The organism is Paenibacillus sp. GCM10027628 (genome assembly GCF_042676385.1).
Lineage (GTDB): Bacteria > Bacillota > Bacilli > Paenibacillales > NBRC-103111 > Paenibacillus_E.
On record NZ_JBHTHA010000017.1, the window covers coordinates 148,995 to 166,731 of the forward strand.

Annotated in this window: 17 protein-coding genes and 1 riboswitch; of the genes, 1 reads left to right on the forward strand and 16 read right to left on the reverse strand. The window is 51.0% G+C overall.

Going from position 1 to position 17,737, the window contains the following annotated elements:
• Nucleotides 1-218 precede the first annotated feature (218 nt).
• From ACFQZT_RS16250 to ACFQZT_RS16270, 5 genes are all read right to left on the reverse strand, one after another.
• The gene (locus ACFQZT_RS16250; protein ID WP_379301650.1) at nt 219-986 is read right to left on the reverse strand and encodes a thiazole synthase; all 768 of its coding nucleotides are present in this window, start codon (nt 984-986) and stop codon (nt 219-221) included.
• A gap of 4 nt (nt 987-990) precedes the next feature.
• Complete coding sequence (gene thiS, locus ACFQZT_RS16255; protein WP_379301652.1) at nt 991-1,194, reverse strand: sulfur carrier protein ThiS; 204 nt, start codon at nt 1,192-1,194, stop codon at nt 991-993.
• Nucleotides 1,178-2,476 (reverse strand): glycine oxidase ThiO, encoded by a 1,299-nt coding sequence (gene thiO / locus ACFQZT_RS16260; protein ID WP_379301654.1) that lies wholly within the window; start codon nt 2,474-2,476, stop codon nt 1,178-1,180. Before thiO ends, thiS begins: the two co-directional genes overlap by 17 nt.
• Nucleotides 2,448-3,098 carry a thiamine phosphate synthase gene (locus ACFQZT_RS16265; RefSeq protein WP_379301656.1) on the reverse strand — a complete coding sequence of 217 codons (651 nt, stop codon included), beginning with the start codon at nt 3,096-3,098 and terminating at the stop codon, nt 2,448-2,450. Before ACFQZT_RS16265 ends, thiO begins: the two co-directional genes overlap by 29 nt.
• A gap of 122 nt (nt 3,099-3,220) precedes the next feature.
• A riboswitch (TPP riboswitch) is annotated at nt 3,221-3,319 on the reverse strand.
• Between the two features lie 156 nt (nt 3,320-3,475).
• Nucleotides 3,476-4,051 (reverse strand): MFS transporter, encoded by a 576-nt coding sequence (locus ACFQZT_RS16270; RefSeq protein WP_379301658.1) that lies wholly within the window; start codon nt 4,049-4,051, stop codon nt 3,476-3,478.
• A 271-nt stretch (nt 4,052-4,322) separates the two neighbouring features.
• On the opposite strand from ACFQZT_RS16270, the gene ACFQZT_RS16275 reads away from it, so the two are divergent.
• Nucleotides 4,323-5,300 (forward strand): bile acid:sodium symporter family protein, encoded by a 978-nt coding sequence (locus tag ACFQZT_RS16275; protein ID WP_379301660.1) that lies wholly within the window; start codon nt 4,323-4,325, stop codon nt 5,298-5,300.
• A gap of 468 nt (nt 5,301-5,768) precedes the next feature.
• On the opposite strand, the gene ACFQZT_RS16280 is transcribed toward ACFQZT_RS16275, so the two are convergent.
• The 11 genes from ACFQZT_RS16280 to ACFQZT_RS16330 all read right to left on the reverse strand — a co-directional run bounded on the left by ACFQZT_RS16280 (nt 5,769) and on the right by ACFQZT_RS16330 (nt 17,733).
• Nucleotides 5,769-6,287, reverse strand: coding sequence for a YbjN domain-containing protein (locus ACFQZT_RS16280; RefSeq protein ID WP_379301662.1), 519 nt, complete (start codon nt 6,285-6,287; stop codon nt 5,769-5,771).
• A gap of 111 nt (nt 6,288-6,398) precedes the next feature.
• On the reverse strand, nt 6,399-7,478 hold the full coding sequence (locus ACFQZT_RS16285) for a nitric oxide synthase oxygenase (protein ID WP_379301664.1): 1,080 nt from the start codon (nt 7,476-7,478) through the stop codon (nt 6,399-6,401).
• 323 nt (nt 7,479-7,801) lie between these two features.
• Entirely contained in the window at nt 7,802-8,782 is a 981-nt protein-coding gene (locus ACFQZT_RS16290; RefSeq protein ID WP_379301666.1) for a quinone oxidoreductase family protein, read from the reverse strand.
• A gap of 25 nt (nt 8,783-8,807) precedes the next feature.
• Complete coding sequence (locus ACFQZT_RS16295) at nt 8,808-9,140, reverse strand: hypothetical protein (protein WP_379301668.1); 333 nt, start codon at nt 9,138-9,140, stop codon at nt 8,808-8,810.
• Between the two features lie 16 nt (nt 9,141-9,156).
• Nucleotides 9,157-9,855 (reverse strand): pirin family protein, encoded by a 699-nt coding sequence (locus ACFQZT_RS16300; RefSeq protein ID WP_379301670.1) that lies wholly within the window; start codon nt 9,853-9,855, stop codon nt 9,157-9,159.
• A gap of 424 nt (nt 9,856-10,279) precedes the next feature.
• Nucleotides 10,280-11,635: a sodium-dependent transporter gene (locus ACFQZT_RS16305; protein WP_379301672.1), complete on the reverse strand. Its 1,356-nt coding sequence runs from the start codon at nt 11,633-11,635 to the stop codon at nt 10,280-10,282.
• Nucleotides 11,636-11,762: 127 nt separating this feature from the next.
• Entirely contained in the window at nt 11,763-13,694 is a 1,932-nt protein-coding gene (locus tag ACFQZT_RS16310) for an ABC-F family ATP-binding cassette domain-containing protein (RefSeq protein WP_379301674.1), read from the reverse strand.
• 359 nt (nt 13,695-14,053) lie between these two features.
• Nucleotides 14,054-14,956 (reverse strand): response regulator, encoded by a 903-nt coding sequence (locus tag ACFQZT_RS16315; RefSeq protein ID WP_379301676.1) that lies wholly within the window; start codon nt 14,954-14,956, stop codon nt 14,054-14,056.
• 5 nt (nt 14,957-14,961) lie between these two features.
• Nucleotides 14,962-16,248 (reverse strand): ATP-binding protein, encoded by a 1,287-nt coding sequence (locus ACFQZT_RS16320; protein WP_379301678.1) that lies wholly within the window; start codon nt 16,246-16,248, stop codon nt 14,962-14,964.
• Between the two features lie 55 nt (nt 16,249-16,303).
• A complete protein-coding gene (locus tag ACFQZT_RS16325) occupies nt 16,304-17,065 on the reverse strand; it encodes a TSUP family transporter (protein WP_379301680.1) in 762 nt (253 codons plus the stop codon).
• A 17-nt stretch (nt 17,066-17,082) separates the two neighbouring features.
• Nucleotides 17,083-17,733 carry an amino acid ABC transporter permease gene (locus ACFQZT_RS16330; RefSeq protein ID WP_379301682.1) on the reverse strand — a complete coding sequence of 217 codons (651 nt, stop codon included), beginning with the start codon at nt 17,731-17,733 and terminating at the stop codon, nt 17,083-17,085.
• Between the last annotated feature and the right edge of the window lie 4 nt (nt 17,734-17,737).

Sequence of the window (17,737 nt, forward strand, 5' to 3'; positions counted from 1 at the left end):
ACTGTTGGATATTCTCCAATAGATTTAGAAATACGAGCCCCTTTCGCCAATATTTCCTTGATTTTATTGGATATTTTCCAGTGTAGTAGGCAAAAAACCGTAGGCATCTTCGATCCATTGTACGAAATCCAGTGCATACCGCTCCTGCGATTACCTGGCAAATGATACGGGTAGCATTAGGGTATGTGGTATGCTCTCTCTTTGCTCAGACGATCCTCCTAAGCGCGACTAAACCCTTCCATCGGGCTGCTAGCCGATGCATATCGCTTCTTCGGAATGCGACCCGCTTCGAAGCCTGCGCGTCCCGCTTCGATGGCGAGTTTCATCGCGAGCGCCATTTTCACCGGATCCTTCGCACCCGATACCGCTGTGTTCAGCAGCACGCCGTCAGCTCCCATCTCCATCGCGAGCGCTGCATCCGAAGGGGCGCCGATCCCTGCATCCACAATAACGGGCACCGTCGCCTGTTCGATAATGAAGCTTAGGTTCAAAGGATTGATAATCCCTTGCCCCGTACCGATCGGCGATGCTCCCGGCATGATGGCGTGTACGCCCAGTTCTTGCAGTCGTTTAGCAAGCAAGACGTCATCCGAGGTGTACGGCAGCACGATGAAACCTTCTTTCAAAAGCATTTCCGATGCTTTCAGCGTTTCGATCGGATCGGGCAGCAGCGTCTTGTCATCTCCGATGACTTCGACTTTAATCATGTCGCACAGCCCAGATGCCTTTGCCAGCTTCGCAATGCGCACGGCTTCTTCCGCCGTCTTTGCGCCCGCCGTATTCGGCAGCAGCGTGAACTGCGATACGTCCAGCATAGACAAGAAATTCGGCTGGCTCGCCTCAAAAATATTCATTCTACGCACCGCGAACGTCAGAATCTGCGATTCACTGACATCTACGGCTTGCTTTTGAATTTCAAAATTCGGGAATTTCCCCGTACCGAGCAAAAGACGTGAACGAAACTCGTAAGAACCGATTTTCAACATAAATTTAGCCTCCTCCGACAAAATGTACGATTTCGATTTTATATCCTTCAGCTAACGCTGCTTGCGCGTGATCTTCTTTTTGCAGAATCGACTGGTTAAGCTCGACAACAAGCATTTTACCGGTCAGCTCAAAATGCTCCAGCAGCTCCGTAACTGTCGTGACGGAATCCGGTACGTCAACCGTTTGTCCGTTAATGTGCAGCTTCAATGATGTGCAGCTCCTTTCCTACTTCTCGGCCCTGCTCTTGCTTAGTAGGCCCCTGACCACGATGTCCGGCCCGCTTCGAGTGCCCCGACAGATCCGGGCAAAAAGCATCGAGCCACGGCTTAAGTTGAGGCTCTTGGCGGGTCGGCTCTAAGTCCAACTCCAATTGAGTATCCGCCTCTTGCTCGCTGTCATCCCCCAATATCAGGTCGGCCATCACCTTACCGGTTATCGGACTGAGCAAAATTCCGTTGCGGTAATGGCCATAAGCCGCATACAGTCCCTCGACCTCAGGCACCATGCCGATGTACGGCAAACCGTCCGGCGTCTGAGGACGCAGACCCGACCACGCCTTCTCCCACTCCGTCTCGGCAATGGAAGGCATCAGCAGCTTCGCCCGCTCCATCAGCTCAGCCAAACCGGCCAGCGACACCTTCCGGTCGTAGCTGCCGGGCTGGACCGTTGCGCCGACCAGCAGCCTGCCGCCTGCTTTCGGCACGATATAGCACCCTGGCGTGAACAGGGTCTTGCTCAGCACGGGCTTCGGCGTCAAAACGGAAAAGCACTCGCCCTTCACGGGGTACACCGGCAGCTCTACGCCTACATCGGCCAGGAGCTGCCCGCTCCATGTACCCGACGCGACGATTACGCGATCGCCATAGATCGGGCCGTCGCTCGTCATGACGCCGATGGCCTTGCCCTGCTCCGTGAGCAGCTTCTGCACTTGAGCGAATTCCTGCACATTCGCTCCCAGGATACGGGCTGCTTGCGCGAACGCCTGAGCCAGCAGCGGCGCCTCCACCTGCCCGTCGTCCGGCAGGTAGAGCGCTCCGCGCACGGCCTGGCTCAAGGCCGGCTCCAGCCGGGCGGCTGCGGCTGCGCTCAGCCACTCGGCCTGCTCGCCCGCTGCGCGTTGAAGCTTCTCGCGGGCGCGCAGCTCCTCTTCTTGAACGTCCGTGAGCGCGACGTTCAAGAGCCCTTCACGGACGAGGCCGATGCCGATGCCCGTGAGTGCCTTCAGTTCCTCGGCCAGCTGCGGGAACATGGCCCTGCTGCGCCGGGCCCATTGGAACAGCAGCCCCGTGTCCTCCATCTCGGACTGCGCACCGAGCATACCGGCTGCAGCTGCAGACGCTTCCGAACCTGTTCTGCCTCGCTCCAGTACGGTGACCGCCTGACCACGCCCTGCCAGGTGATATGCGATAGAGCAGCCAATGACGCCGCCTCCCACGACGATAACTTCTGAAGAACGCACATTAGAACTCTTTTTGCTCAATCGATCCACGCCCCTCACCTCCGTACCTTCTCATTTCATCTGCATATACCTTCGCCGCTTGCTGCGGATCCTGCGCTTCCCAAATACCGCTCATAACAGCTATGCCCGTGGCCCCTGCTTCCAGCACCGTCCTTACCCGATCTGGCGTTATCCCTCCGATGGCGATGACAGGGACCTTCACCTTCCCCGTCACTTCCGTCAGCTGCTCTATGCCTCTCGGAGGCAATCCTTGCTTCGAAGCAGTCGCAAACACATGCCCAAACATCAAGTAATCCGCCCCTTCCTGCTCACGCAGCCATGCTTCCTCGGCGCTATGTATGGATATTCCTGTTCGAATGTAGCCCAAGTATATCTCCCGGATAGCGGGAAGCGGCGGGCTGCTGCCCGGTAGATGAGCACCGCCCAGCTTCGCTGCTATCGCTAGACTCGGGTACCCGTTTATATAAATGCCCTTGGGTGAAACACCCGCTTCCAGCAGCGTTTGCAGCCCCCGCAAAATCTCTTTCATCGGCTTTGTTTTTTCCCGAATATGAATCGCAGTGACGTAGGACTGTATCTCCAGCGCGATGGCCGTCATCGTCGACCAGCTTTGTTTGCCATCAGAGATCACGTGCAGTTCATAGCCCGCCATACTCCGCCTCCTCTTTTGTTCAACGCTTGTTTTAAACGCAAAAAAACCACTTTTCCGAAGAAAAGTGGTTGTAGGTCCGCACATACTAAACATGTAAACTAAACATGCGTAGGTGTCCTAACAAATTCGAAATTCCACTTTCCTCCGCTGGTATGACCCAGTTCAGGTTCAAAGGGTTCAGATCACTCTGTCTCAGCCTTTCGGCGCCCCTAGGGATTCATTCACATTCAATTGTTATTCATCATAGCACGATGTCCCTGACTTGAAAATAGGGGACTTTTATAAAAATAGTTTATCGATATTCATGACGCTCCCCCCTTGTGCCCTGTCACGCTTATATTATAATGATCATTAGCATGCTTTTTTGATAATCTGTGCTATAACGAAGAATGCTGGCGATTATTAGCCTTATTGAACTTTTTTACATGAGAAAGCTGCGAAAGCAGCACGGATGCATTGAGCCAGAGAGCACCTGTGCTGATGAGCGAAAATCTGGCCTTCGGATTGGCGAATAAAATGCGAAGATCCTTGAAGAACGCCAGGGCAGACGGGCCGAATTGGACGTGAGGATTGCCCGCTTTCTTGGGAATTGCACACGTTAACAAGAGGGATAGCACGTACAGCGTCAGACAGGTAAGAATGCCAAGCGTATCGGAAATGTCCGCCAGCAAGCCGCCAACGACAGTACCGAGTAGAATAGCCAAAATCGTCGAGCCTTCCACTTTGGCGTTTGCGCGCAGCAGCTCTTCTTCACTATTTGTAAGTTCCGTCAAAATGCCGTATTTGGCCGGCGAGTAGACGACAGCACCTATACCTAGCACCAAGTAACAAAACACGGCGGGCACGCCGAAGAGCAGCATGAGAATGCCGATGCTTTTGAATAAATTGCCATATAAAAGTACATGTGTCTTCGCCTTGCGGTCAGCAAGCGCACCTACGATTGGAGCGAGCACGACATACTGCGACCGCGTTTAAAGGTTGTTTTTATCGCCAATAAGAATTTGTCTTTCCGTGTACCTCGGAACTTATCAATTCTTATGTGGTAAAAAAGTTCAAATTATCCGCAAAGGCGCTTAAAAATTGCGTGAGATATAGCGAATTTAGCGAGCTCGATTTTAGACTCAACGCTCTCACCCCTGTATATATTTTGTTTCAAACTGCTAAATTCAAAGATACTACTGGATCAAGTTGGAAATGAATTTTCAAGAGAGGAAGTCCTCCTGGATGCTGCCGCAATTGAACAAAAAAATGGAAAAAATCATGCCCCTTATAACACCTATTAGCGTTCTCATTGGCGTTTTGCTGGGCGCTCATTTATCCGGATACACGTACTTGTCACCATGGATTTTTGCCTTTATGACCTTCTCGGGAAGTATCAGCTCCAGTTTCAAAGAGTTCGTGCAGGTCGTCGTTCAGCCGCTCCCTTTAATTGCAACTTTACTTATCCTTCATGTCATGATGCCGCTTGTGGCCATGGGCCTCGGCCATGTCGTTTATAGCGACGATTCCTTTACAATAATCGGCCTCGTATTAGCTGCTGCCATCCCTACAGGCATTACCAGCTTTGTCTGGGTAGCTATTTATCGCGGGCATATAGCGTTGACACTATCGATCATATTGGTGGATACGGTGCTCTCCCCATTCGTTGTCCCTTATACGATGTATCTACTCGTTGGAGCCAAAGTACATATGGACACGCTGGCCATGATGAAAGGTTTGTTTTTCATGATCGTGCTGCCTTCCTTGATCGGCATGATTCTCAATCAGTTGACACGTGGCCGAGTTAAAGAGCAGTGGAGCGGAAGGCTCGGGCCTTTTTCGAAAATCGCGATGGGCATTGTCGTCGCCATTAACGGTTCCGTCATCGCGCCCTATCTGCGCGACATCAACGGTAAACTGCTCGGTTTAGCCTTGTTCGTGCTTATCCTAGCCTCGCTGGGCTATGTCCTCGGCTGGCTCATCGCCAAGCTGATGCACTGGCCGGAAGACATTGTCGTTGCACTAACCTTTAACGGCGGCATGCGCAACATCAGCGCCGGTGCCGTTCTGGCTGTCGCCTATTTCCCAGCTCCTGTTGCCATTCCAGTCGTACTCGGCATGCTGTTCCAGCAATCGCTCGCTTCGCTGTTCGGCTACCTGCTGAACAGGCGGTATGCTTTGAAAGCACCGCACAGCTTGGGCGCCGGGAAGGCGCAGGTTTAGTGGTTATAGCTAAAATCAAAAAGCATATTCCGGCTCCGAATACGATGATGCCCAGCAGAACGAGAAGCAGCGTAACCGTGATTTTGGCTGCGAAAACGTGCTCTCTCTAGTGCAAATAACTAGCAATTTTATATTAGGATAGCCTTGTGTTCGGTGCAACACAAGGCGTTCACGAGTCGTTAAGAACAAAGGTCCCAAATAAGGCATTCTGGAGACGCTAAAGATGGCCAGAATCGCTCCTTTCATGCTCCGAACGAACAAAAGTCCATAAACTACGAACAATGTTCAAAGTTTATGGACTTTTGTTCTCTCCTGCTACATCAGATCGTTTCGCCCATATATTAGCGCCTTACGGTTCTTTATTAGTGCACTATGGGGCGCTAATCATTTTCCCAATAATAATCCTGATCTCAGACAACAAAAATCCCGTTCATCCATCAGATGAAATCGGGATTCTAAAAACACATGCTACCTAATGGATTGCAGCACCTGGTCCGCATCCGCTTCTCCGCTCGCTACAAGCTCAACAGGCTCAGCGAACATGTCGCACATGTAGACGAACAAGCTAAGTATGTCCAATATTTCTTCACTATCGAACAATTTCGCGGCGGATACACTGTATACGTAACGGTAATGCAATTCATTCTGTTCGTTAATGCCGAAGTGGCCTATAGGCAGCCTTGTATTAATTTCCAGCAGCACTGCTGCCACGGCATCGCGGCACGCCTCATTCAAATGGAATGGTAATGTACTGTAAATTTGCAGCAGATGGATGGCTGCAGTCTCTTCCTCATCGAGCGGCAAAAAGCTGAAATGGAGAAACCGGTCGCGCCCCTTCTTATCTTCCTGAAATCCGGCCATAAGTACATGAAGCGGAATCGCCTCAGATTTCTCCAGCAGATTCGTCGGCAAACCCGTTTCATCCAAAATATGTTTCAACAGCCTAAGCTGTTCCAAATGACGTGCATGCACATGTTCTTGCAGCATTTGTTCACTCCCTACTTTCTTCAGCTTCTTCAAGTTCAAGTCCACTATAACATGCCGGGCACAAATGCAAAAACATAGCCGAGGAAGAATCGGCATGCCCTCATTCATTTCTCAGTTGTGGTAAAAAAAGTTAGGCACCTTCACCTCATTGTGATAAGTGCTGTGGAAAATATGCGTCGTCGCCGGGGAAAGCGGCGGAATCAGCCAGGACCAATCCCCTGTCACTGCACGGCCATTCGTTTGCTCCCGTTCCTCAAAGCGCATAAACTGTTGGGCTGCAGTGTGATGATCTACAATCGTGACGCCCTGCTTTTGATAGGAGTGCAGAACCGCCACGTTAAGCTCAACAAGCGCTTTATCTTTCCACAGCGAGGCCGTTCTCCGTGTATCCAGTCCCATAATGGAAGCCACACGCGGCAGCATATCGTATCGCGCTTGATCTGCGAAGTTTCTCGCTCCAATCTCCGTTCCCATATACCATCCGTTAAATGGAGCCGCCGGGTAGTCGATGCCGCCGATCTGCAGCCGCATATTGGATACGATCGGTACCGCATACCACTTGAGCTGCAAATCTTCGAACGCCGCAATGTCAGGGTGCGTAATATCCACTTGCATGACCAAATGCTCCGGGATTTCAAACAACTGCGGCTTCCGCTCCCCAATCTGCACGACAAGCGGCAGCACATCAAAATGAGTGCCTGCCCCGTTCCAACCTAGCGACTGGCAAAGCTTTGTCACTTGAAGTGACGCCGGGTCGCCAAGCACCCCATGCTCCGTCTCATAGCCTGCATAGCGGATTAATTGGTCGTTCCAGATGCGAACTCCATGTTTTGGCTCAAGCGCGGGCGGGAAGATCGTGACAACTGGACGAATTTTGCCGCCATTCGTAGCGGTTTCAATATGTTGAAATAGCGCCTCTGCTATTTGTTCTTCGGTTTCCATATGCCTCGCATCGTGAATTTTCAGTGTTTCCCAAAATAATCTTCCGATGCAGCGGTTGCTGTTGCGCCACGCCATTTTCGCGCCATGCTGGAGCTCTTCGGTCGTGTGTTCATAATACCCGTTATCGCGAATATGCCGGTCAATTTCTGCTAGGCGTGTTTCTGTAGCATCTTGATCCTTACCTAGTTCATGATAGCAATCCTTGATGAAGGATATGGCCTCTTCAAGAAGCCGATCCGGTTCTTTCATGTTTGTACTCCCATCGGTATCGGTGTAATAGCCCTAGCTGCTTCGAACCAACTAGGCTCACGTTGAATACATTTGTAATGACCATAAATTTCCAATTTTGAGGCCGCCCATGGATAATTATCCAATGTACCCCTATTACAGTAAACGAACAAAATGTCAGGAAGAACCCCTCTCCTTCCCTCCACAGCGTCAAACCCAGCAACCTGGCTTGGAATATCAAATGACACCAAGAAGATGTCTACCTGGCAAGCGATGATTCCAAGTATGTGACTGGGGAGACCCTGCACGTCAATGGCGGAGATTTTATGACAACATGACAAAGCTTACTGTTGCCTGACATTCATCAGCACCTTACCCGTGCTTTGCCTGCTTTCCACCCATTCATGCGCCTGCGCAGCATCTTTCAAAGCAAACTGTTTGCCGATATTCATCTTCAGCTGACCCTTACTGATATAGTTCAGCACTCGGTCTGCGGTGTTTTGCAAGAGATGCGGCCTTTGCACACGTGTCGTTCCGAAGCTGAATCCAAGCACCGAGCGGCAGCTGGCGTGCAGATCCTGTGTCTTGAAATGACCCATTTCTCCGCTGGAGTTGCCAAAATGAACGAGTCGTCCGTATGGAGCCAGGCACAGCAAGCTTCGTTCAGAAATGCTCCCTGCGATGGAGTCCAAAATGACATTGGCCCCCTTCCCCTCGGTCAAGCGATTGACCTTGTCGGCAAAGTCTTCTTGATCCAGACTAATAACATGATCGGCGCCAGCATTAAGCGCAGCGTCCACTTTTTTTGAATGACCTACGGTGCCAATCACGCTGCCCGCGCCTAATAATTTCGCCAATTGGATCGCCGTCGTACCGATGCCGCCCGCAGCCGCATGAATCAATACGGTCTCGCCCGGTTCGAGCCTGGCAACATCAGCCAGCAGTTTAAACGAAGTAAAAGAAACCACGGGGCAAGCCGCGGCTGTTTCAAAGTCGATGCTGTCCGGCAGCGCAAAGGTGAGATTAGCATCAGCCACAACGTATTCCGCATAAGTCCCCTTGCTCGGGAAAGCAATAACCCTCTGCCCCGCCTTCAAATGCGTGACATCCGCTCCAACTTGCTCTATGACGCCTGCGGCATCGAGCCCTGGGATAAAAGGAAGCGAGGCTCCCTTTTTTCCATATCTGGACTTAATATCGGCAAAATTGACACTTGTCTTCTCGACTCGGATCAAAACTTGACCTGATTGGACTTGCGGTATCTCAAGATCCCGATAAGCCATGAATTCCGGCCCGCCAAACGCTGTAACTACAATCGCCTTCATCCGCTAACACAACTCCCCTGTAATGTTAGATTTGAGCACTAAATTGGTCCGGTACGTACTCGATTCTTGACTGTGCAACTATGATCAATTGCCCGCTGGCGTCATCATAACGGACGGGTCCTTCATTAACGTAGAACCATAGTTTGCGTGTAGGTTCATTTTCAAACTCTTGAAAAATAAACACGTTCAGCTCATCTTTCCATCGCAACAGTTCATCAATGATCTCATTCTTCGCCGTCTGAACGTTGAACACCCAGTTGTCTCCTTCTTGCTTCCACTCATAGGGGAAAGCTTGCTTACCCGTATCGATAAATGATCGGCCTCCGACCGCATGCTTGACCAGAAAAGTTTCTTTCATCCCTAGCCCTCCTTTCTTATGGCAAATCGATTAACATGAAATGTGCGTCCTCAATGGCGGTAAAAGAAACGTTCGCCTCCAATTCCATCCGGGCCGAATCCTTTGCTCCCAGAACGGCATCATTCGCTGACAATTGACCGCTTATGACGAAAAGGAACAGACGGCGGTTCTCCCCCTGCTGAAAGGTCAATTCCTTGCCCGCTTCCAAACGGCTTAAGTAGATGCTCATATCCTGATGGATTTTGGCCGCATGCTCGGAGCCTTCCGGCGTTACGACGGGCAGCAGCGCATTTTGCATCGCCTCAGGCAGGTAAGTCACATTCTCAAAAGACGGCGCAAGCCCCCGTTTGGCCGGCATGAACCACAACTGAAGCAGACTCAGCGGTTCCGTGTCCGAGGCGTTGTACTCCGCATGAACGACTCCGGTGCCTGCAGTCATTCGCTGCACGCCGTCGGCAGCCGTTACCGCAACATGGCCAAGACTGTCTTCATGCTTGATTTGCCCGCTGAGCACGATGCTGACGATCTCCATATCGCTATGCGGATGTGGCCCAAAGCCCCGCCCAGCCGCGATATCATCATCATTACACACACGCATAACCCCGAAACTCGTGTTCTCGGGATCGAAATAATCGCCGAACGAGAAGCTGCGGTGGCTTGTCAGCCAACCCAGATCTATCGTACTGCGCGTTTCTGCCGGAAATAGTTGTATCATCCTCATCGCCTCCTTATAGATTACCTATAGCTTATCACAGTGGAACCGCCAAGTACTATGTCAGAGCCTTGACGATTGCCGATGGGGGCTGTAGACAAATCCTACATCTTTTCGTCTGTAAAGATGAAAAAGAGGCTGTCGATTAACTGTTCATACCTTCGGAAATCTGCGGGAGACCACAAAATGTATGCGAAAAATCTTACAAAATGAGCGGCGCACACATCGAATCAGTCGATTCTATTCGAAAATTCATACACAAAACGCGATTTGGGCCCTGATTCTGTAAATAAATCCGAAAAATCATATACATTCTCTGCATGTTTCCGTTCACGTCAAAACTATCCCCAATAAATCGACAGCCTCTTAAACATTCTTAGTCAAAGAAAAAACCGCCCCTAAAAAGGGACGGTTTCCACAAGCAAGATTATACTTTAATGATGCCAACCGAATATAAGAACACGAGAACGATGAGGATTGGCGAGATAATCCGGAGCAGGAACATCCAAGCCCGGTACCAAAAGCCGGTTAGACCCGCTTCTTCGCCCGCGCGCTTCCATGCATACCCCGTAAAGAGCGTTACGATAAGCCCGCCAAACGGCATCAGAATGTACGATGTGATAAAATCCATCCAGTCAAAAATCCCTTTACCCCCCATTTGCAATGGGCTAAGCACGCCTCCAACAGACAAAGCAGCCGGGACGCCGACCAGATAGCACAGCACGGAGATGTATACGGCCGCTTTGGGACGGCTCCAGTTCCATTTGCTCATGGCGTAGGCAACAGGAACTTCCAGGATGGAAATTGCGGAAGTGAGCGCTGCAATCGCCAACAGCAGGAAGAACAACCCGCCGAAGAAGAAACCGAACGGCATTTGCGAGAAAGCGGCCGGCAAGGCCATGAAGGCAAGACCTACCCCTTCTCCAGGTTGAAGACCGTACGAGAAAACAGTCGGGAAAATGACCAGACCCGCAATGAAGGCGTAGACCAAATCGCCGAATCCGATGGCGAGCGTCGCACCGCCTAACGATTGCTTTTTATCCACATAGGCCCCATAAGTCAACATGCACCCCATACCGAGCGATAAGGAGAAGAAAGCATGTCCTAGTGCAACGAGTGCCGACTCAGCGTCCAGCTTGGAAAAGTCAGGTTTTAAGAAAAAAGTTACGCCTTCCGCAGCACCGGGCAGAGTCAACGAGCGCACCATCAAAATCAACAAAATGATCAAGAAGCCGGGAATTAATATTTTATTAAATTTCTCGATCCCACCGGAAACCCCTCTAGCAATAATCCAACCGCTAATGAGCATAACGACAGCCTGCCAAAATAAAGGCCAGTATCCGGCAGCGAACGACAGGAATTTACCTTTATAATCAGAGCCGGATTGAAACAAGAGCCCTGTAAATGATTCCAACGTGTAATGCAGCGTCCACCCCGCCACAACCGCATAATAAGACATAATCATAAAAGCGGTTAGGATCGAAAGAAGGCCGAAGGCGCCCCAATACTTTTTGCCCGTTAAGTTCACCAGAGAGACCGAAGCATTGCCGCGACCGCCGCGTCCAATGGTCATCTCAGCCAGCAAAATGGGTAAACCGACAATGATTAGACATACAATGAATAACAAGAAAAATGCGGCACCGCCGTGCTTCCCGGTAATATAAGGGAACTTCCACATATTTCCCAAACCGACCGAGCTGCCGATTGCCGCTAAAATAAAACCGGACTTGCTAAAACGCTCACTGCTTTTTGAAGCTGTCTTGGTTGCTTGATGCGAATTCATGATGCACTCCTAGTTGTCAAATTTTGAATTAGGAATAGGGTATCTAATTTTGCGGCTCTTGTCTTGTTGTAAATATTTACAATTGGAATAAGCAAAAAAAGAGGAGCTCCCGCTCCCCTTCTGCTGACTATTCGTTTATCCGTTCTTCCGCTTGCACCCACTGCTCATAGAGCGAATTGAGCTGCCCTTGCACCGTTTCACGCTCCGTCCATAACCGGCTGAGCTCATGGGTGTCTGCATCATCGCCTAGCGATTGCAGCTGGCGGTCAAGGCCGGCCAAGCGTTCTTCTTCCTTGGCGATCTGCCGCTCCAGCTTCTGCCGTTCCTGCTCCTCCGCATGCACCTTTGTGCGCTTCACTTCCGGGACAGCCTGTGACGCTCGCTTTACTGGAGCGCCGGTCGCAGGCTTTTTCTCCTCCGTGCTGCGCAGTTGCCTGCTTTTTTCCTTATAATCGTCGAAGTTGCCTAAGAAGACCGTAATTCGGCCGCCGTCGAGCTCCCATATTTTGCGGGACAGCCGATTCATAAAGTAGCGATCGTGCGTCACGGCCAGAACGGTGCCGGGAAACTCATCCAGCGCTTCCTCCAACGCCTCGCGGGATACGATATCCATATGATTCGTCGGCTCATCAAGAATAAGCAGGTTCGGCTTGCGGAGCACAAGCAGCGCTAGCCGGAGCCGCGTCCACTCACCGCCCGAAAGCTGGCTGACCGGCTTGAACACGTCGGACCCATAGAACAAATAAGATGCCAATCGCCCTCTGGCCTCCCCCTCTTCCATTCGTGCCTCCTCGCGGAAATAGTCCAGCACCGTCTGCTTCTGATCCGCCGGATACTCCTCTTGAGCCAGGTAGCCGATGTCTACACGAGCTCCAAGCTCCATGGCTCCGTCATCCGCCTGCTCCTCCCCGAGTATGAGCCGCAGCAGCGTGGTTTTCCCAGAACCGTTGTGCCCGACGAGCATCACTTTCTCGCCATATTCCAGCAGGCCGCTGGCCTGTTGAAGCACGGATTTGGTGCCGTAACGCTTGCTCACATCTTCGAAGCGAATCACTCTCTTTCCAGAGCGGTCCTCCGTCTTGAGATCAAATTCGGCCGCTTTCGGATCCAGAACCGGTCGCTTCAGCTTCTCCATGCGATCCAGCGCTTTCTGCATTGACGCCGCGCGGCGGAAGAACTTTTCATTATCTCCGACCCGCCCCCATTCGGTCAGCTTCTTGATCGTCTCTTTCATCTTCTTAATCTTCTTCTGCTGTTCCTGATAATCCGCGAATTGCTGGAGAAGTCTCTCTTCCTTCTCCTTCATATAGCCCGTGTAATGAGCATGATACGTTGACGACTCGCCGTCTTCCAGCTCTACGATCTTCGTAACGACACGATCCAGAAAGTAACGATCGTGTGATACGATCATACAAGCCCCCTCATATTTGCCGAGGAATTCCTCCAGCCATTCGACCCCGAACAAATCCAGATGATTCGTCGGCTCATCCAGCAGCAGCAGGTCCGGCTTGCCGATCAACTGGGAGGCCAGCGCAATCTTCGTCTTCTCGCCGCCTGAGAGCGAGGCGAATTGCCGTTCGTAGAACTCCCGGGCGATGCGCAACCCGGTCGCCACTTGATCGATTCGTGCGTCGAGCTCGTAGCCGCCCTCACGCTCAAAGCGCTCCTGCAGCTCCGCGTATTGCCGCAGCAGCAATTCCAGCTGCCCTTGCCCGCTTGCAGCGTCAGGCTGCGCCATCCGCGACTCCAGCTCCGCCATTTTGGCGCGGCACTCCCGCACCTCGCGGAAGCTCGCGGCCAGCACGTCGTAAACCGTGCCTGATTCCCACTCTTCGGGAATCTGCGCCAGGTATCCGATCCGCATATCCTTGCGGACGGTCAATTGGCCCTCGTCGGGCTTCTCCATCTTGGAAATCAAGCGCAGCAGTGTCGATTTGCCGCTTCCGTTGCGGCCGACGAGCCCCACCCGCTCTCCTTGATGAATGTCAAAAGTTACATCTTCTAAGACAAGCTGAGCACCGTGATATTTTTTAACGTTTTGGCTATTAATGATTAACATCGTAAAGGATCCTCCTATTGGTTGAAGACCCTATCCCGAAATTACCCCCAAAACTAACAACGCAAAAAGGCCGCAGGAAAATTCCCTACGACCTTTACGGATGCATCCGTCTGAGGTTAAGGTAGGCGTCTTTTCGTGAGTGGTAATACCGTATGTTCGAAAATGGACAGACTTCTCCCGTCTTTACCAAATACATGAACGATGCCAGCCATCGCAATGGGTAACTGGCTCACACGGTTGTTTACCAACTCCAGATTCATCCTACCTTCACCTCCTATTTAAACTCTCATTATATGTCAATTCCCAATATATCACAGGAAGCGCCGCATTCACAACAGGCGCTCCGCCTAACATCCGCGCTACTGTTCACTCCGCATTTTATCCATGACTTCGAGATATAACACTTGAATGAACTTTTTGATGTTCACTTTGCCTTTCTCCGGCTTTTCGTTCTCATCGATTTCTTTCATCTTCAATCTTACGTCCTGGAATTCAAAATATAGCGGTGCATAGTGCTCGAATTTAGGGTTGCTGTAGTCGGTCAGACCGATGCTGGCAATGTTCGTCAGTGCCGCCATAACAGTGCGGCGGATGCGCTGCTCGGCCGCTTTGCCTTCCTTTTCCACTTCCGCTTCACGAACTTTGTGCGCGCGGGCAGCCGTCTCATAAAGCTCTTTGAGCGGCGGGATCCCGTCCGCCTTATGATGGCCGGTCAGATGCTCGATAATTTCGATCAAATCTCTGCTGCCGCTATCGCCGACAATCCCCAAATCCATGAAAATGGGCTGCATGACCTCGCGGGCGGTGCGCTTTTTCCGGGCGGTCTCTTGTCCCATGTTCAACAGGCTCAGCTTGGTTAACGACTCCTTAATTTCATTCAAGGAACGATTAATCTTCCACTGCTCGTTGACTCTGGACAGCACCGCTTCCACTTCGATTCGATTGATTGGCTTTTGGATATAAAATTCAACGCCGGCCTGGTACGCCTTGCCGATCATTTCTTTATTTTCAATTTGCGAAATCATCACATATTTTCCCTGGAACCCGCGTTCCTTCAAGCGAATGATCGTTTCGATCCCATCCTGGTCAGGCATTAACAGATCGATAACCACAACGTCCGGGTTCGATTCCAACAGCACTTTTTCCCCTTCACTTCCGCCACCGGCCGTCCCTACGACTTCGCCAAGCCCAGCTTTTTCGATAATCGTTTGCAGCATCAGCCTGCTAACCGCATCATCGTCGACAATTCCGAATGTCAGCATGATCTCTACGCTCCTTTTTTCAACGTATCGGTCAATAAAGTAATGACAAAGGTAGTCTGAGAAATCTGCTCGCCAGACTGCAAATGAATGTCTCCGCCCAAAGCATGGATAATATCACGAACATGGGAGAGGCCGATCCCTGTGGCAGCGAAGCCCTCCTGATTGAATTTCGTCGTAAAGCCCGGTTCGAAAATCATCCCCTTGGCCTGCTCGGCAATGCCCGTCCCCGTGTCCGATACAACCAGAACGGTCGCATCACCCTGTTCATAAGCGCGGATAAGAATCTTCCCTTGCACCTCAATCGCTTCCACGGCATTCGATATAAGGTTATTGAGAACCGTTAAGAGCGGTATAAAATGATCCGTCAAATAATCCGTGCGGATTTCGCTGTGAAATTCGATATCTTTACCCAGCATCGCACTATAACCCCGATTCGATTTGATGGAAAATTCAACCACCTCGGCCAGCCTCATCTCGGAGGCGATATCCCGATCGAAGAGTTTTAGCAGACCGGCGAGAATGCGCTGCGAATCTTTTTTCACTTCATGAATCTGTTGTGTAATTTCCAAAATGGTACGAGAATAGCTTTTGAGTCCCGAGCCGTTGACTTTCTCATAGAGATTGTGGCTTTTGGCCGTGATCTGCTCGATCGTATCCATGGATTTTTGCAGGTAAAATACTTCTCCATACAAGCCGCTGTTCGTATTCAGCATCTTCTCAATACGTTTCTGCTGCTCGCTGTGAAGTGCCCGCATCTGACTGATTGTGACACTGCTGTATATGCCGACTACAAAATAACTCCGCACTATGGCGGTCACGGTAATGAGCATCCACTGCTCCGAATACATGTAAGGCCTATCGAAGATGAAGCTTCGAGCTAACAGCTCTAGCTCATTGGAAACAATGTCAATGGCTGAAAGACATACGCCCAAGAGAAACGGATGCAACTCAGGCCATTTCCCCCGTATGCGGCTCATGGCAATCCCATAGGCGATGTAATACAGTGCAGACGAGAAGTGCGTTTGTATACTGCCGCCTAATGAAAACATCCCTGCCGAAGTGATTCCATCCTCCACCGTCCGGAACAGCAGCACCGTAATTCCAGTGATGAGTCCCGAATACGCATAAGGCAGATGCCGCATTAATAACAGACAGAGGAGAAAAGCGCTGCTGCCCAGCCCGATTCGAAACATTTCGCCGCTAAAAGGGGTGATTTTGAACTCACCGGCTATGGCTGTTACGATAGCGACGAGCATCATTTGAAAGCCTTCGTTCTTTAAGCGTCCCAGCATCTCACCCCCAAACTGTAAATCTATTGTAAATCAAGATAGGGTTAATTTCATAGGGTTATAACAAATCCCAGATCTGTTTGCCGATTAACAGCACACAGACGGTTAGGAACAACGGCCGCACATAAGAGGCGCCTTTACGAATCGCCATGCGTGAACCAAGCAAGGACCCGCAGATCATCGCCAGTCCCATCGGTATGCCCACCCCGTAATGGATAGAGCCTATCGCTATGAAAGTAGCCAAGCTCGCAATGTTGCTGCCGAAATTCAGCACTTTGGCATTGCCGGCCGCTTTGACAAAATCGAACCCCAGCATAAGGAAAGTGAAGATTAGGAACGAACCTGTGCCCGGTCCGAAGAATCCGTCATAAAAGCCGAGGCCAAATGCGGCGATCCCCATGAGCCAGGCTGTTTTAGCGGAGAATTGGTGAAACGTGGACTGCTCGCCCCAACTTTTGCGCATTACCGTATAGATCGCAATCCCAACGAGCATGACAATAACTAGCGGTTTCAAAAAATCGGAAGGGATTTGGCGCAGCACCATGGTGCCGCTTACCGCCCCTGTCAGCGACAGCAAGAATAATCCGCGCACCGTCTTCAAATCCACGTTGCCCGATCGCATGAAGGAGATCGTACTCGTCAAGGACGACATCGTACTGGCCAGCTTATTCGTTCCTAGCACAACCGCCGGGGGCAGCCCTGTAGCGAGCAGAACGGGGACCGCAATCAGGCCCCCTCCCCCAACGACTGAATCCACATAGGCCGCTAAGAAGCCGCCGACGATCACGAAGATCATCATTTCCACACTTAAATGTGCCATACTGCGAGCCCCTTCTCTTACGCTAATTTCGTTTCCAATCTGCGTGCCGCCAGGGATAGCGCATAATTGACGGCGAAGTAAAGAATCGCCACCAGCAGCAAAATCGGAATCGTATAACTATAGCTTTGACCGATTACGATTTTCGCATTATGCATCAGCTCCGGCAATGAGATCACAACCGCCAGAGACGAATCCTTCAGCAGCGAAATGAATTGGCTGACCAGTGGTGGCACCATGCGGCGCAGCCCCTGCGGGAGCACAATGTGCCACAGCGTTTGCACATAGCTAAGACCTGAGGAACGAGCTGCCTCGACTTGCCCCTTGTCAACGGAAATGAGGCCGCTTCGCACAATCTCCGCAATCATCGCACCTTCGAACACCGTCAAAGCAACGATGGCCGAGTTCATGACACCGAGCTTAATCCCGATATCAGGCAAAGCGAAGCATGTAAAAAATATAATCAATAAGAGCGGCAAATTACGGATAAGTTCTACCAATACACCCAAAATCGGCGATATGACAGGCATTTTCGTGTAACGAATCGTACCTACGACACAGCCTACTACAAAGCTTAACACAATGGAGATAAAAGCTACCTTCAGCGTCATGTAAAAGCCTTCAAAAATAAATCTTATGTTATCCGGCGAAAAAGCATGTAAAATGTCCATTCAT